The sequence below is a fragment of the Aeromonas sp. DNP9 genome (assembly GCF_001728955.1).
GTDB classification, from domain to species: Bacteria; Pseudomonadota; Gammaproteobacteria; order Enterobacterales; family Aeromonadaceae; genus Aeromonas; species Aeromonas veronii.
In genome coordinates this window covers 85,094-100,240 of the sequence record NZ_LYSQ01000016.1, presented here as the reverse complement: position 1 = coordinate 100,240, position 15,147 = coordinate 85,094, and the positions used below count along the sequence as shown (strand labels likewise).

At 61.3% G+C, this 15,147-nt stretch carries 15 protein-coding genes; 1 reads left to right on the top strand and 14 read right to left on the bottom strand.

Features of this window, described 5'->3' with window-relative positions; translation table 11 throughout:
- Positions 1-333: 333 nt before the first annotated feature.
- Positions 334-774 carry an azurin gene (gene azu / locus A9G06_RS12590; protein WP_005337768.1) on the top strand — a complete coding sequence of 147 codons (441 nt, stop codon included), beginning with the start codon at positions 334-336 and terminating at the stop codon, positions 772-774.
- A 114-nt stretch (positions 775-888) separates the two neighbouring features.
- Here azu and A9G06_RS12585 read toward each other — a convergent pair whose 3' ends face one another.
- The 14 genes from A9G06_RS12585 to A9G06_RS12520 form a co-directional block, all read right to left on the bottom strand.
- Positions 889-1,446: a HutD family protein gene (locus tag A9G06_RS12585; protein WP_069555462.1), complete on the bottom strand. Its 558-nt coding sequence runs from the start codon at positions 1,444-1,446 to the stop codon at positions 889-891.
- An 85-nt stretch (positions 1,447-1,531) separates the two neighbouring features.
- Positions 1,532-2,191 (bottom strand): DUF480 domain-containing protein, encoded by a 660-nt coding sequence (locus A9G06_RS12580; protein ID WP_005361682.1) that lies wholly within the window; start codon positions 2,189-2,191, stop codon positions 1,532-1,534.
- Positions 2,192-2,329: 138 nt separating this feature from the next.
- A complete protein-coding gene (locus tag A9G06_RS12575; protein WP_069555461.1) occupies positions 2,330-4,468 on the bottom strand; it encodes a diguanylate cyclase in 2,139 nt (712 codons plus the stop codon).
- Entirely contained in the window at positions 4,465-5,658 is a 1,194-nt protein-coding gene (locus A9G06_RS12570) for an extracellular solute-binding protein (protein WP_069555460.1), read from the bottom strand. The genes A9G06_RS12575 and A9G06_RS12570 overlap by 4 nt, the downstream gene beginning before the upstream one ends.
- A gap of 162 nt (positions 5,659-5,820) precedes the next feature.
- Positions 5,821-6,036 (bottom strand): DUF465 domain-containing protein, encoded by a 216-nt coding sequence (locus tag A9G06_RS12565; protein ID WP_005337763.1) that lies wholly within the window; start codon positions 6,034-6,036, stop codon positions 5,821-5,823.
- A 275-nt stretch (positions 6,037-6,311) separates the two neighbouring features.
- Positions 6,312-6,923, bottom strand: coding sequence for a hypothetical protein (locus A9G06_RS12560; protein ID WP_005361671.1), 612 nt, complete (start codon positions 6,921-6,923; stop codon positions 6,312-6,314).
- Positions 6,920-8,281 carry an MATE family efflux transporter gene (locus A9G06_RS12555; RefSeq protein ID WP_013723595.1) on the bottom strand — a complete coding sequence of 454 codons (1,362 nt, stop codon included), beginning with the start codon at positions 8,279-8,281 and terminating at the stop codon, positions 6,920-6,922. The genes A9G06_RS12560 and A9G06_RS12555 overlap by 4 nt, the downstream gene beginning before the upstream one ends.
- A 121-nt stretch (positions 8,282-8,402) precedes the next feature.
- The gene (locus tag A9G06_RS12550; protein ID WP_021230679.1) at positions 8,403-10,226 is read right to left on the bottom strand and encodes a SulP family inorganic anion transporter; all 1,824 of its coding nucleotides are present in this window, start codon (positions 10,224-10,226) and stop codon (positions 8,403-8,405) included.
- Positions 10,227-10,297: 71 nt separating this feature from the next.
- On the bottom strand, positions 10,298-10,888 hold the full coding sequence (locus A9G06_RS12545; RefSeq protein ID WP_069555459.1) for a nucleotidyltransferase family protein: 591 nt from the start codon (positions 10,886-10,888) through the stop codon (positions 10,298-10,300).
- Positions 10,875-11,135, bottom strand: a complete 261-nt coding sequence (locus tag A9G06_RS12540; RefSeq protein ID WP_005337747.1) for a GNAT family N-acetyltransferase — start codon at positions 11,133-11,135, stop codon at positions 10,875-10,877. The genes A9G06_RS12545 and A9G06_RS12540 overlap by 14 nt, the downstream gene beginning before the upstream one ends.
- A gap of 203 nt (positions 11,136-11,338) precedes the next feature.
- Positions 11,339-12,523: an iron-containing alcohol dehydrogenase gene (locus tag A9G06_RS12535; protein WP_069555458.1), complete on the bottom strand. Its 1,185-nt coding sequence runs from the start codon at positions 12,521-12,523 to the stop codon at positions 11,339-11,341.
- A gap of 18 nt (positions 12,524-12,541) precedes the next feature.
- Complete coding sequence (locus tag A9G06_RS12530) at positions 12,542-13,060, bottom strand: hypothetical protein (RefSeq protein ID WP_069555457.1); 519 nt, start codon at positions 13,058-13,060, stop codon at positions 12,542-12,544.
- Positions 13,041-13,661, bottom strand: coding sequence for a TetR/AcrR family transcriptional regulator (locus A9G06_RS12525; RefSeq protein WP_069555480.1), 621 nt, complete (start codon positions 13,659-13,661; stop codon positions 13,041-13,043). The genes A9G06_RS12530 and A9G06_RS12525 overlap by 20 nt, the downstream gene beginning before the upstream one ends.
- Positions 13,662-13,672: 11 nt before the next feature.
- A complete protein-coding gene (locus A9G06_RS12520; protein WP_064339809.1) occupies positions 13,673-15,118 on the bottom strand; it encodes a coniferyl aldehyde dehydrogenase in 1,446 nt (481 codons plus the stop codon).
- Between the last annotated feature and the right edge of the window lie 29 nt (positions 15,119-15,147).

Below are 15,147 nucleotides of genomic sequence, written 5' to 3'. Positions count from 1 at the left end.
GCGCTCTCATCTGGAGAAGGTTCATATCGGGGCGCTAGCTTAGCCAAGGGGCGCCCTTCGGGCGAGCCCTGATAGGCGCAATCGGAGGGAAAAGGGCAGAAAAAATTAAACAGTTTTGAACCTGTGGCTGTAGCGGGTCGTATCGTCCATCCGTGAGGAAAGATATTGGCGAGTGCTGCACCATCTGGTGACCTGGCCCGCAGCTTTGGCCAAAAGCCATAGCCGATTGAAGACAATTGAGTAAAATGAAGGTCGATTTAGACGGCATCTTTGCGAAGCGTTCACCGCATCCGCCAAGTCGTTGCCATCCATTGCCAATCAAAGGAGAAGATGATGAAAAAGGCGATTACCCTGCTGTTTCTGAGTACCCTGGCTGCCCCCGTGCTGGCGGATGAGTGTGCACTGGTCATCGAAGGCAATGATGCCATGCAGTACAACCTCAAAGAGATGAGCGTGCCGGCCACCTGCAAGGAGGTGACGGTCACCCTGAACCATACCGGCAAGCTGCCCGTGACCGCCATGGGTCACAACTGGGTGCTGGCCAGCACCGCCGACTATCAGACCGTGGCGACTGCCGGGATGAGCGCCGGGGCCGAGAACGGCTATCTGCCCAAGGATGATCCCCGTGTGCTGGCTCACACCAAGCTGATCGGCGGCGGCGAGAGCAGCAGCGTCACCTTCAAGACCGACGGTCTGGCGGGCAAGGATCTCACCTTCTTCTGCTCCTTCCCCGGCCACTTCGCCATGATGAAGGGTTCCTTCAAGGTCAACTAGGGTGCTGACCGGCATCGAGCCGGTTGCCTCAATAGAAAAGCCGGGATTTCCCGGCTTTTTCATCTCTGCTGTTTGTGTGTTGCGTGGCATGACTGCACACCGCCGACTTTTGCGCTATTTGGCCTGCAGGGTAAAGAAGGCGATGGCGGTCTTCTTCTGGCATTCGAAGTGAATGCTCTCTTCCCCGGTCACCACCAGCGTCTCGTTGATGGCTACCTCTTTGCCCTGCACAGTCAGCTGGCCACTCAGCAGGTGACAGAGGTAGGTCTTCTCTGGCTCGAGGGTAAGGGTCAGCGGGAAGGGGAGGTTCAATACCCGCACGTTGGCCGCAATCTTGTCCGGGTGGTAGATAAGCCCCAGATCGGTCACCTCTTTTTTCAGCAACTCGCAGTGGGTCTCCTCATCGCCGCTAAAGTGCGCCGCCTCGAAGGTGGCGTAGGGGTGGCCGTTGAGCACAAAGCCTGCTCCGCTCACCGGCAGCAAAATGCGCTGATAGCCGGGAAAGGGGGAGAAGGGACCCGCGCTCTTGATGGGGGCCGAGCTCAGTCGATAGTCAAAGTCGAGTTTGGCAAGGCTGCTCCCCTTGGGGGAGATGAGGATCTGGCTGGTGGTGCCCTGCTGGTTTTTCCAGGGCATCTTCTGGTGGTCTGACTCTTTAATCAGGGAGATCACGGGCACTTCCTCACGATGAAAAAACGCAGGGAGCCGGGGACATCAGCCCCGGCTCCCTGATAGAGATTGGCGATGGTAAAGGCGATCAGCCCTGACCATCCAGCGCAGCCAGCCGCGCTTCCATGGCGGCGAGACGGCTCTTGAGCTCGCTCACCTCCTGCTCCAGCTCGCTCAGACGGTCGGCGGCAGGGGAGGCATAGGCCGCGGCGGGAGCGGCATCCATCATCGCCTGAATATCCACCTCACCGCTGAACAGGTGGGCGTAGCGGGATTCGCGCTTGCCCGGCTCGCGCGGCAGCTTGACCACGTAGGGGCCACGCTCGATGAGTTGGGTCAGCACCGCATCCACCTCGGTGACATCATCGAAACTGCAGAGGCGGTTGGTGCGCGAGCGCAGCTCCCCCGGGGTTTGCGGGCCGCGCAGCAGCAGTTCGCAGACGATGCCAAGCTCCTGGGCACTGAATTTCAGCTCGCCAAATTCGGTGTTGCAGAATCTGTGCTGGTAGCGGGGCACCCGGGCGTTGAAGCCTGCAGTGTTGACCACCAGCCGCTTGCGGATCAGCTCGTCCACCACGGCGCGGATATCGAGCTCGGAGAGCTCCAGCACCGGCTCGCGGTTGCTCTTCTGGTTGCAAGCGTTGACCAGTGCATTAAGGGAGAGGGGATATTGATCCGGGGTGCAGATCTCTTTTTCAATCAGACAGCCGATGACGCGGGCTTCCAGTGGGCCAAGTACTAACTCCATTTCCTACTCCCTTCCAAATCGAGACATCAAGAGCCCCTATCTTAGTCATGGTCCGCGCCGCGTCTAGCGTTGCGCACCATTTTTGCGAGCTGATCAGGGCGTTGGCGAAAGGCTCGCCAACGCCAGAGACCTCCGCTTTTAGCGCTGCCCCTGATAGAAGCGCGCCTTATTGGCATACATGGCATCGTCAGCCATCCGGCTCAGCTCCGCCAGCGGAGTCTGGTCGCTGCTGCTCCATCCGATGGCAAAACGCAGCTGGAAGCTGTGCTCCCCATGCTGCACGATGGCGTGCTGCTGGCTTGCCTCCAACCTGCCAGCCAGCTGCTGGCTGGCGAGGTGATCCGCCTCCGCCAGCAGCACGAACTCGTCGCCGCCGATGCGGAAAATCTTCTCATCCTGACGGCAGAGGGTGCGCAGCTGGCGAGCCATCTGGATCAGCAGGGCGTCGCCCGCCTCGTGCCCATACTGGTCGTTGGTGCGCTTGAGGCCGTTGAGGTCGAGCATGAAGAGGGCGAGGTGACGCTCCGGATGGCGCGCGAGCACTGCTTGATAGTGGTGGAAGGTCTCTTCGAACGCCTGCCGGTTGGGGAGCCCGGTGAGGTTGTCGGTGCGGGCGACCCGCGCCAGCTCGTCGGTGAAGAGGCGCCCCTCAATGCCCACCGCCAACTGCTTGGCAAACAGCCGCAAGATGGCCCTGTCTTCGGACTCCAGCCCTTCTGCGCTCACCATCAGATAGCCAAACAGCACGCCGCTCTGGCTGCCGGGCAGGGTCATGATCTTCCAGAGTGCGTTATCCCACTGGCATTCGGAGTGTTTGACCTCCTCATCCATCAGTTGAGTCAGTTTCTCCTGCAAGGCATCCCGCAAGGGGGCATCGACCCCCTGGGTCAGGGAGTAGTGGGGCTGCCCGTCTCGGCGGATCACCAGTCCCCAGCGGTGGCCAGGATAGAGCTGCGAGAGTTGCAGCAGGGCGGAGCTGGCCAGCTCGGCAATATCGATATCCAGCTGCTGGTGCAGACCGAACTGCAACCAGGATTGCAGGATATGGCGGCTGCGCTCCTCCCGGCTCAGGGCCGAGCGCAGGGCGGTCGTTTGCGAGGCAACCTCTTGCTCCAGTTCGTCGTTGAAGCCTAGCAGCCGCTGGTTGAAGGCCTCTTTCTCGCTATTGGCCTGCTGCAGCTGTTCATTTTGCTGATAGAGCGCCCGCACCTGATCCGAGATGGTGCTGGCCATCTCCTGCAGCAGCTGGCGCACCTCGTCGTACTCCACAAAGCGCAGCGGCGCCTGCCGTTGCTGGTAGTTGCCCTTGCCATAGCTGCGCACCAGCGCGGCCAGCGAGCGCAGCGGTCGGGTGAGCCAGCGGGTGAGCCAGACGCAGCCGATGGCTACCAGCAGCAACATGACGGCGATGCTGACGGTCAGCAGCTGTTGGGATTTATTGAGCTCGCTGACCCTGTCATTGCTGTAGCTGTAGAGGGTGATGGTGGGGGTGATCTCCTGCTCCAGCTGGGGCCAGCCAATAGCCAGGGGCTGCGCCATCTTGCTTGGCTCCCTGTCATCCATGGCGTTGGCGCTCTGGTGAGCTCCTTCGTAGAGACGGTTCTCGCCCTGGGAGATCACCAGATATTCGCTCCCCTTGAGATAGGGTTCCAGCAACTGGGCCATCTGCCGCCAGGGGAGAATGGCCATCACGAAGCCGGAAGGGGTCTGCATCACCCCTGCGCGCTGGTGGTTGCGATAGATGGGGGCTACCAGCGCCAGCCCGCCGCTGCGGTTTTGCTCCATGTCGTCGACCAACACGGGATCATCGACGGGCAGCAGCAGATGCTTGCCCTGTTTCGCCTCGCGGGTCTTGCCCCAGGCCATCAGCTTCGGCATCAGGTTGCTCGACTCGAGGTGGGAGGCCTGGCCATTGATGTACTCCACCACCAACCCCTTGTCATCGATGAGGTAGGCCGAGGTGAGCAGGCTGTTGGATTTGACAAAGGTGGCCAGCGCCAGCCGGGCATGGCTGGAGAAGAGAAAGTTGTCGAGGGCCTGATGGAGCACCCGATCCTGACTGAGTTGATTGATCTGGGTGCCGATCAGCTCGCTGCGAAAGCGGGCCTCGCGGGTCATGCTGGTGAGGGCCCGCTCCAGCTGTGACTGCTCGCTCTGGGCGATGATCTGGTGCTGGCGGATCAGCAGCACAGTGCTGGCCAGCAGTGCCGGCAGCAAGGCGACGGTGAACAGGATGATGATGAGGGTCGGGCCGAGCCGAAAGGTGCGATGTTTCATGGTGCTTTGACCTGCCGGTACTGCTGATCGGCCAGCTGCTGCATATAGCGGGCGGTGTCGGCGGCACTGATCCCCTCTTTAAAGCGCTCGAACCCTTTCTCCATTGCTTGCCAGGCGATGGACATGGCGCTGTCGGAGGGCATGGGGGTGGTGAGGGTGAACTGCTCCAGCAGTACTTTTTCCCGAGGCGTGGGGTTGTGGCTGATGGCGGCAAAGGCCTGCTGATTGACCGGCAGCAGCGCCCCCTGTCGATAGATGAACTGCTGAATATCCTGACGCTGAATAAAGGCCATCAGCGCCTTGATGACGGGTTGCCGATCCTCATCGTCCATCGCCCGGCGGGAGGCGCCCATCACGTAGGCGCCGCTCATGGAGTGCATGGGGCGCGTCTGCCAGTGGGGCAGCAGGGCAACGCCCAGCTTATCCCCCATGTTCTTCACCAGATCGTTGAAGGCCCAGTCCCCATTGATGAGGTAGGCGCTCTTGCCCTCATTGAAGCGGGTGAGGGCGGTGTCATAGTCGCACTCGGGATCGACCCACTGTTCGCTGGCGACGGTGCGGTAGGCCTCCAGCGCCTGCACCATGGCCGGGCTGTCGAGGGTGATGCGCCCTTCGGTCACCGGCGAGCCGCCAAAGGTGTGTAAAAAGGCGGCGAAGTAGTACATGTCGTGATAGGGCCAGCTGACGGGGTAGACCCCCTTGGCCTTGAGGGCCGGGGTGATAGCAGTCAGTTGCTGCCAATGGGTCACCGGAGTCGAGACCAGCGCCTTGTTGTAAAACAGCATCAGATGGTTGCCCTGCATCATGGGCATGCCCCAGCGTTGCCGATCCAGGGTGACATAACGCAAGGCGCTGGCCATCAGCGCGGGGGAAAACCACTCTGCCGGGAGGGGAGCGAGGGTCATCTGGCGATAGAGGCCGATAAAATCAGAGGGGATCAGCATCAGATCAGGCAGCCCCCTGGCCTGAGCTGCCAGCAGGAGATCCGCTTTGATCTTGCCCGGCTCAATCTGGGTGACCCGTACTCTGTGGTTCCCCTCCTGATTGAAGCGGGCGATCACGTCGTCGATCACGTAACCGGCCTGCTGGGAGTGCCACAGCTCCAGTTCAGGCTCCTGAGCCTGCAGGGGATGGCTCAATGCGAACAGGCAAAGCAGCAAGAGATGATAAAAAGATCGTTTTCTGCTCATGTTATCATCACCGTTATTCCCTGAATTCCAAGGGAAAAATGTAACAAACTACCGGCAAGATCGGTAGGCTCGGGTGTCAACTAATTGACTGAAACAACAAAAAGCCCGGCGCGTGGGCCGGGCTGGGGGATAAATTGCTTATCCGCATATTCTTCGAGGCATCTATTGTGGATGTTGTTTGAGGATGTCGTATATCTCCTCTTTCAGTTTGAGTTTCTGTTTTTTCAGATCTCTCACCTCGGCGCTATAGTCGCTGGCGTGATGCTTTTCCAACTTTCTAATCTCCGCATCCAGGTCGTTGTGCAAGTCAAACTTCTTCTGGAAATGGACATCACTGCTCTTCAGTTTCGAGATGAGTTCTCTGTACTCTGGGAACATGTAATGGAGCCTCCTTGGTTTCGTTTGATTGTGCCTGTAAGACCAAAGCTACCCCTTAGTGCCGGGGATAAATGTGATCCTGATCGGATTTGGGGGCAATGATTTGGAGTATTCGGCGGGATATTTATAACTTGTTGAATCAAAACAAGATAAGTGATTTATCAATCTGAATGGTGAGCCAAACTGTGCGACAAGTCACAACAGGGGCAGTGTTGGCGTGAGGGTGCAGGATCAAAGAAGGGGCCGACTGGCCCCTTTTATGGATGCAGGCAACGTTACTCTTTCTCTTCGTCCGCCTGCTCTTTTTTCTTTTTCTTCTCGGGCAGCGGCTTGCCGTCGCGGTGGATCACCTTGCCTGCTTCAAAGCCAATCTGGGCGGCCAGCTCCTCCAGATCCGCCGACTTGGCCTGATCCCCGATGGCGTAGCGATAGTTGGCGATGGAGAGCTTTTCGGCCACCGGCGTGCCCGGGACGATAGGCTCGCGCCAGCCCTGGCCGATGTGGGCCACCAGGGTGCCGTTCATCAACAGCTCGCCGACGATCTCCTGGGTCGGATTGCCCTTGCCGTAGGTGAGACCCTGCGGGTGCTTCTTGCCGACCAGCGGTTCGTTGCTGGCGGGGATCAGCTTGGTGCGGATCAGCCACTTGGGCTTCTTGGTGTTGCCCACCGCCTTGCCGGTCTGGTACTCGTTGATCTTGATGGTCTTGATCATCTGGGCCATGAAGTCCTTGGTCAGCGCCTTCTGGGCGTCGCTGGTTTCATCGATGGCAATGGGGGCCACATACCAGGTCTGGGTGGCTTGAGCCTTGGGAGCGGCAGGGGCAGTTTGTGCCATGGCCAGGGGGCTGAGCAGGATGGCAGCCAGCAAGAGTCCTATCTTCTTCATTGTGATTCCGCTTTTGTTTCAACAAGAATTTTGTTTTGCCAGCGACGACTGCGCCAGCGCCAGAACATGGCCAGACCGCGCACCCACTCGTCGCAGGCCAGCGCCAGCCAGATACCGACCAGTCCATAACCCTGCATGATACCGAGGAAATAGGAGAGTGGCACGGCAATTCCCCACATGGAGAGCAACGCCATGTAGAGGGGGAAACGGGCATCCCCGGTGGCCCGCAGGGCGTTGATCACCACCAGATTGAAGGTGCGGCCGGGCTCGAGGATAAGGCTGATAAGAAACAGTTGCGCCACCTGGGTAATGATGTCGGCATCATCGGTAAAGAGGCTGATGATGGTGCGGCCGTTGAGGGCCGCCGCCACGGCGATGACGCAGGTGACTGCCAGCCCCAGCTTGAGGCTTTTGAGCAGCTGCTGATAGGCGCGATCGAACTGTCTGGCCCCCGCCAGATGGCCGATGATGATCTCGTTGCCAAGGCCGATGGAGAGGCCAAACAGCAGGATAAACAGGCAGATCTGGAAGAAGTAGGATTGGGTCGCCAGCGCCTTGTCCCCCAGCAGTCCGACAAAGGCTGTCACCACCATAAACTGCAGCATCCAGGAGAGGTTCTCCCCTGCCGCCGGCAGGCCGATATGGAGTACCTTGCCCAGCATCTCCCGGCTGGGGTGGACGATATCGCGCACCACCAGTCGAATGCCGGTCTTGCGGGCTACCAGCCACACCAGCAGCACCACGCCGATCAGGCGGCCCGCGACCGTGCTGATGGCGACACCGGCGACGCCAAGCTGGGGCAGGCCGAACCAGCCGTAGAGCAGCAGCAGGTTGCCGACGAAGGTGATGAGGTTGACAATGAGGGTCACATACATCGCCTGACGGGTGTGGCCGTGAGCGCGCAGGGTGGCTGCCAGACAGAGGGCTGCCGCTTCCGGCAACAGGCAGAGACCGATGATCTGCAAGTAAAGCGTCCCGTCGCTCATCAGATTGGCAGGCAGGTTCATCAGCGCCAGCATGGTGCTTGCTCCTGCCATCACGCCGATGGCCGCTACCAGACCGATCAGCAGGTTGAAGCCGATAGCGGTGTGGATCACCACCCGACTCTTCTCCCGATCGCCTGCCCCCAGATACTGGGTGATCACCACGCTGGTACCGATGCTGACGAAGCTGAACAATGTGATGGCGAGATCGAAAACCTGATTGCCGACCGCCAGCGCCGCCACTCCCTGATAGGAGACGTGACCCACCATGAAGGTGTTGAGGGCACCGGTCAGAAAGTGCAGGGCGAGATCGATAAAGAGCGGCCAGGTCAGCGCAAAGAGGGTGCCCGGGCCTGCGTGGGATTGAGATTGCATGGCATGTCCAACAGCTGGGAGGGCACGGGGGAGTGCCCTCTGGGGGCGCATTTAACACCAAGGCCAAGGCCGGTGCAATCCTTGTGCTGGATTGCACCGGCCAGGGGAGCAGGCCAAGGGATCAGGCAGGCGTGGCGCCCGCCTCCTGTTCGCTTGGCAGGGTGAGGCGCGCCGAGTCGGGCAGGGCATCATCCTGCGGCCAATTTGAGCGGATGGCATCTGTGGTGCTCTCCACCACCGCATCATCCTTGAACACCGGCTCGCGATAGCAGCGGGTCAGGCGCAGCGCCTGATACATGTCGGGGCAGAGGATGATCCCCTCGTCGCCCACCCGCACGCCAGCCTGCTTTAGCCAGTGGGTCATCTGGCCGTGGCGACCCGCCATCACCATATGGATGCCGCGCCGTTTCAGCTCCTTGTGCAACTCCCCCACCATGCTCATCACGCTGATGTCCTGATGGGTGAAGCAGGCGACCGCATCGATCACCAGACACTTGGGGGCTCGGGGATCCTGCACCAGCAGGGCCAGCACCCGCCGCTTGAAGTAGGGGGCGTTGAAGTAGGTGAGCGGCGAGTTGAAGCGATAGACCAGAATACCCGGGATCGCCTTGGCCTGTTCGTTGTCCCCCAGGGTGCGCACCACCCCCTCGTCATCCATGCCAAGCAGCTGGTCGGTGGGACGCATCACATTGCGCAGGAACTGGAACAGCCCCAGCAACACGGCGAGGGTGATCCCGGGGATCACTCCCATGGTAAGCACGCTGATAAAGGTGACCAGCGCCAGCCAGAAGGCGGATCGATCGGAGTGGCGCAGTGCCCAGAGACCGCGAAAATCGGTGAGCGACAGCGAGGCCATCACCAGCACCACCCCGAGGGCGGCAGTGGGTATATATTTGAGCGGCGCCGTCAGATAGAAGGTGATGAGGGCGATCACCGCCGCGGCGATGATAGAGACCAGCTGGCTCTTGCCGCCGTTGGCGTCGTTGACCGCGGTGCGTGAATCCGCGCCGCTGATGGCAAAACCCTGTGAGACCGCGGAGGCGAGGTTAGCCATACCGAGGGCCCGAAACTCCTTGTCCGCGTCGATTTCGTAACCGTTTTTGGCTGCAAAGCTGCGAGCGGTCAGCATCATGGAGACGAAGCTCACCATGGCGAGGTTAAGGGCAGGCAGCACCAGCTCCCGCATCAGACCGGGGGGGAATTCCGGCATCTGGAAGGCGGGCAGACCGGAGCCCACCGTCCCCAGGGTGGCGATATCAAACTGGCCGAGATTAAAGCCCCACACCAGCGCAGCGGTCACCACCATGGCCACCATGGAGGAGGGCCATGCCGGTTTGTAGCGCTTGGCCAGCAGCAGGGTGAGCAGGGCCACCAGACTCATGGCCAGGGTCGGCAGATGGGTCTGGGTGATATAGGTGGCCCCGCTGGCGATCCGCTCGATGAGGTAACGTTCGCTGAAAGTGAAGCCGAAGATCTTGGAGAGCTGGCCCACCATGATGGTGATAGCCACACCATTGAGCAGCCCCATCAGGATCGGGCGGGAGAGAAAGTCCGCCAGCACCCCCAGCTTGAAGCGGCTGGCAATCAGGCACCAGAAGCCGGTCATGGCGGTCATGGTCATCACCAGTTGCCAGTGACGGGTCGGATCGCCTGCGGCCAGCGGCGTCACTACGGCGGCAATGACCGCGCAGGTGGCGGCATCGGGGCCGACGATCAGCTGGCGGGAGGTGCCGAACAGGGCATAGACCAACATGGGCAGGATGCAGGAGTAGAGGCCGACGATGGCACCCACTCCGGCGAGTTCTGCATAGGCGATGGCGACGGGCAGCGCCACGGCCGCCACCGAGAGTCCGGCGCGAAGATCTGGCATCAACCAGGCGCGCTGGTAATGCAGCAGGGCGGCGAGGCCCGGTAGCCAGCGTTCGAGAGAGAAGAAGTCGCGCATTATTTAACCCATTGAGTTACAACCAGCTTTTCCCCTAGTGTGCCCAAGGTTATCGAAAGATTGCAATCAGGTTATGGCCAGTTTACCTGAAGGTCAGGCCAGATAGCCTGCCAGCGTTTCTCCTTGATGCGCTGGGTAAAAATCTGTTTGTCCTGGCGACATTTGGGGTTGGCACTCACTTGCAGCGACCAGTTGATGGCAAAGCCGTAGGGGGCAAGCCACTCGAACTCGCCATTCCGGGTGAGGCGTACGCCGATGCAGGTGGGCACCTCGACCCAGTGGCTGAGCGCCTCAAGGCTGCTGGCAAACGGCGCTACCAGCTGGCGAGTGTGCATGCGGGCCTGATTGCGTACCTCCCACTGCTGGCCGGGCAGGCGTTTGGCGAGCCAAGCTTCGTGCTCCGCTTCGGCCAGCCCTTGCGGATCGGTTTTATCGAGATAGATAAGGTCGATATCGTTGAGCGGGGTGGGCACCGCCTTGTGGTGAAGGTGATCCCAGATGAGGTTGCGGATAAAGCCTGCTCCCAGCGCCCAGTCGGGCAGATTGAGCTCGGCCGCGGCTTGCAGGCAGGCCATCCGCTGCGGATCGGCCCGCAGCAGGGCTTCTGTTTTGGCTTGGAATTGCTGTTCGAGGACGGTGTTCAGAGGTTCAGTTGTTGGCATTGCGGCGTAACCAGACATCAATGTAGCGGCAGCTCGGCACTATAGTGAGCCCCTCCGCCTGAGTCCAGTTGAAGAAGGCGCGCGCCAGCTGATCGGCAATCCCCTGCACCCGCAGCTCGGGGGGGACGAAGGTGCTGTAGGCGTCGATAGTCTTGGCATCGAGCCGCCGGTAGCGCAGTCTCGACTCTTTCCCCTCCACCATACAGATGAACTGCTGCTGGTTGGCCTGATGGATGATGTCGCTCATGGTGGGCACCTCTGGCATAAAGTTGGGTCTCTCGGCACAACATAACTGTTAGCCAAGGTATAGAACAGATAATGAGAGCCCGTGGTCAATATCATCCCCCTTTGACAGAGGGCACATCGATATCGCGATGTAGATCAAGGTGCCCGATGGTGAGTCGGGCACCGCGTTAATGTCAGCACAAGAGTGTTGGCAAAGGGGAGGGATCAGGCCCAGGCTCGCTCCAGCAGGGTGAGTAACTGCTCACGGTCGGCGTCCTTGCGATTGAACAGCAGGGCGCCGTCGTTGACCGCCAGATCGCGTATCTCGGTCAGTAGCGAGCGATCGCTTACCCCCGCCTCGCTCATGGTGCGCGGCAGCTTGACCGCTTGCCACAAGGTGTCGCGCAGGGTGCGAATGGCTGTGATGGTCGCCTCCGCCCGCTGATGGGCCGGGGTGGCAGCAAAGCGCTCTGCCCCCACCAGCGGCAACAGCAGCCGGGCCAACTCGCTATCCACCTCAGGGCGGTTGTAGTCGAGCACGGTCGGCAAAAAGAGGTTCATGCACAGCCCATGGGGCAGATGGCAGCGGGCTCCCAGACTGTGGCCGAGGGCGTGCACCAGCCCCACCATGGAGTTGGAGAATGCCATGCCAGCCAGCGTGGATCCTTCCGCCAGTTGCAGTCGCAGCTGTTTGTTTTGCGGGTCGTGGATGATTTGCGGCAGGGCGCTGGCGATCTTCTCCACCGCCATCAGGGCCAGTGCATCGCTCACCGGGTTCTTGGCGGTACCGATAAAAGCCTCGATGGCGTGGGTCATGGCGTCCATGGCAGTGGCGGCGGTGATATTGAGGGGCAGTCCCTGGGTCAGGCGCGGGTCGAGCACCGCCAGCTGGGGCAGCAAGAAGGGGGAGGTGAAGGGCACCTTGCGCCCGCTCGCCTCATCCTTGATCACTGCAACCAATGTCACTTCTGATCCTGTGCCCGCCGTGGTGGGCACCACCGCCAGCGGTTTGAGGGGACGGGTCAGGCAACCGGCGCCCGAGTAGTCGAGCAGATGATCCCCCCCCATGGAAGTGAGAATATTGACCGCCTTGGCGGTGTCGATGACCGAGCCGCCCCCCAGCGCCACCAGACTGTCGCAGTCGAGCTCGCGATAGCGTTTGGCGATCCGCTCCACCACGGCGGTGGAAGAGTCGGCCGGGATCTCGTCCCAGATGGCGGCGACTGGCAGCTCCCCCTCGGCCAGCACATTGGCCAGCAGGGTGGCAAGGCCGGTGGCATTGACCCCCTTGTCGGTCAGCAGCAGCGGGCGACGGGCCCCTAGGCTGGCCAGCTCGCTGGCCATTTGCTCCAGCGCCTGTTCACCGGCCAGCAGTTTGACCGGGCAGAAGAAATCGTAATAGCGGCTCATTTCAAGGCTCCTTGCACGTTAGCCGGTCACCAGACCCAGATAGATGTTGCAGGCCCGGCCGATCTTGTTGGTCGGGGCGGGATAGTGGCGCAGCAGCGGCCGCGCGATAAAAGCGGGCAGGATCAGGGACTGCAACTGCTCAAGCCCCCGCACCAGATGCATGGCAACGGTCAGATCTCCCTCCACCAGCAGCCGGTTTTCGCCAAATGCCTGATTGACCCCGAGCCGAAAACTCAGGGCGCGAAAGGCGATATTGGGATGCTTGAAGCGCACCCGTAGCGGATGGATGGTGGCATGAGGGGCGGCTGGCGCGCCGGGATACCAGCGGCCACCCTGCTTGTGCATGTTCATGGCGTAGCCGATGCCGCCCACTTCGAGGCGAATAGCCAGCCCGTCCGGCAACGGCGCCAATTCACGGCGTACTGCCTCGTCGGTGCGGGCGGCGCGGCAGAGGGTACGACCCACCACCCAGAGCAGTGTGGTGATCCAGAGGCGGCGGCCAAGTGCGGCCAGAGATTCAACGGTCGGAGTTGTCATAGGGGTTGGCTCCTGAGATGGCTGACCAGAAGAGGGCAAAGGCACTGGCTTGCCAGTAGTCGTCCTCTCCCAGCTCCGGTTGATCGACAAACAGTGATGCGCAGGCGAGGAACTGGCCCTGACACACCTCCAGCAACAGTGGCGCTGGGGCCTGCATCAGCTCGCCGCTGGCCTGCCCCTTTGCCAGCAGAGCAGGCAGAAAGCGCAGGGCATCGTTCAGGATCTGGCTGCGGGCCGGTCTGGCCAGCAGCGGAGAGTGAAAGAAACCCAGCACAAATTTGAGCTCATTGGGGTTAGCCTGCATCCACTCCATCGCCAGCTGCCAGTAGTGGCGGGTCTGGTCGTACAGCGGCAGGGTCGGATCTGCTTCATGGATGGCGCTCCCCATCCGGGTCTTTACATCCTGATAGAGGGCGAGGATCAGCGCCTCCTTGCTCGGAAAGTGGTGGAACAGAGTACCGTTGGCTACCCCGGCCGCCTTGGCGATGCGGGCGGTGGCAGCCCCCTGCAGACCATCTTCGGCGCAGAGGGCGAGGGCGGCATCCAGGATCTGGCGGCGCTTGTCGGTCATGGTTTGTGGCTGCGGGATAGCCTGGTTCATGGTCATCTCCATCAGCGCAGGAAGAAGGCCATCATCAGCTTCTGGATCCAGCTGTGGTAGGGGGGATGGATCAGGGAGCCGGTGGTGAACTTGCCGCGGGTCAGCACGGTTTTCGCCTTGGAGAAGGTAAGAAAACCCTCGTGGCCGTGATAGTGGCCCATGCCGGAGGCGCCGATGCCGCCAAACGGCACATCGTCGGCAGCCACCTGAAACAGGCTCTCGTTGATCGCCATGCCGCCGGAGTGGGTCTCCCGGGTCACTCGCGCCTGCAGCTCGGGGTCGAAGCTCATCAGATAGAGGGCCAGCGGGCGGGGCCGCTCGGCCACATAGGCGAGTGCCTCCTCCAGGGTGTCGTAGGGGATGAGCGGCAGCAGCGGGCCAAAGATCTCCTGCTGCATCACCTGACACTGACCCGGCACTCCGGTCAGCAGGTGGGGCACCAGCAGGCGACGCTGGTCATCGCGGGCCGGGCTGCCACAGGGGTGGAGCTGGGCACCCGCCTGCTCGGCTTCATCGAGCCAGCTGACGAGACGTTGATACTGGCGGTCGTTGATGATGGCGCCGTAGTCGGCGCTATTGAGCCCCTGCGGGTAGAGCTTGCTGAAGTGGCGGCGATAGGCGGCGATAAAGTTATCCACCTCGCTGCGGGGCAGCAGCACATAGTCGGGGGCGACGCAGATCTGCCCGGCGTTGAGGCTCTTGCCGAAGATCATCCGCTCGACCGCGGTGGCGACCGGCATGTCGGGGGCGATGAGACAGGGGCTCTTGCCACCCAGCTCAAGGGTGAGGGGGGTGAGCTGGGGCGCGGCGGCGGCCATCACCAGCTTGCCCACCATGGTGGAGCCGGTAAAGAGCAGGTGATCGAACGGCAGTGAGCTGAACGCCGCCGCCATCTGGGCATCTCCCTCGATGATGGCGATCTCGTTTTCGTCAAACACGCTGGTGAGCATGGTGCGCAGCACGGCGTTGGTATGAGGGGTGAACTCGGAGAGTTTCAGCATCGCCCGGTTGCCTGCCGCGATGGCGGTGATGAGGGGGCCGAGGCTCAGCATCACCGGAAAGTTCCACGGCACTATGATGCCGACCACCCCGAGTGGCTGGAAGTGCACCTCTACTTTGGCGGGGGCCAGCAGCAGGCCGGTGTGGCGGCGGTGGGGCTGCATCCAGCGCTTGAGCCGCTTCTGGGTGTAGTTGATCTGCATGATGCAGGGCAGCACATCGGCGATCAGGCTGTCGTAGTGGCTGCGCTGGCCATAATCTGCTGTCAGCGCCTTGCACAGCGGTCCCTTGTGGGCGAGCAACGCCTGTTTGAGTTTGGTCAGCTGCGCCCGGCGCTCGGCTAGGGTTGGCATGGGGTGAGCCAGACTCGCCCGCTTGAGCCGTGCCAGCTGATCCGGCAGGGACAATTTGATGGCGAGGATATCCTCAGGAGTGTGTTGAAGCTGCGCCGCACCCATGTTGTTCTCCGCATGAAAAATGACCGACT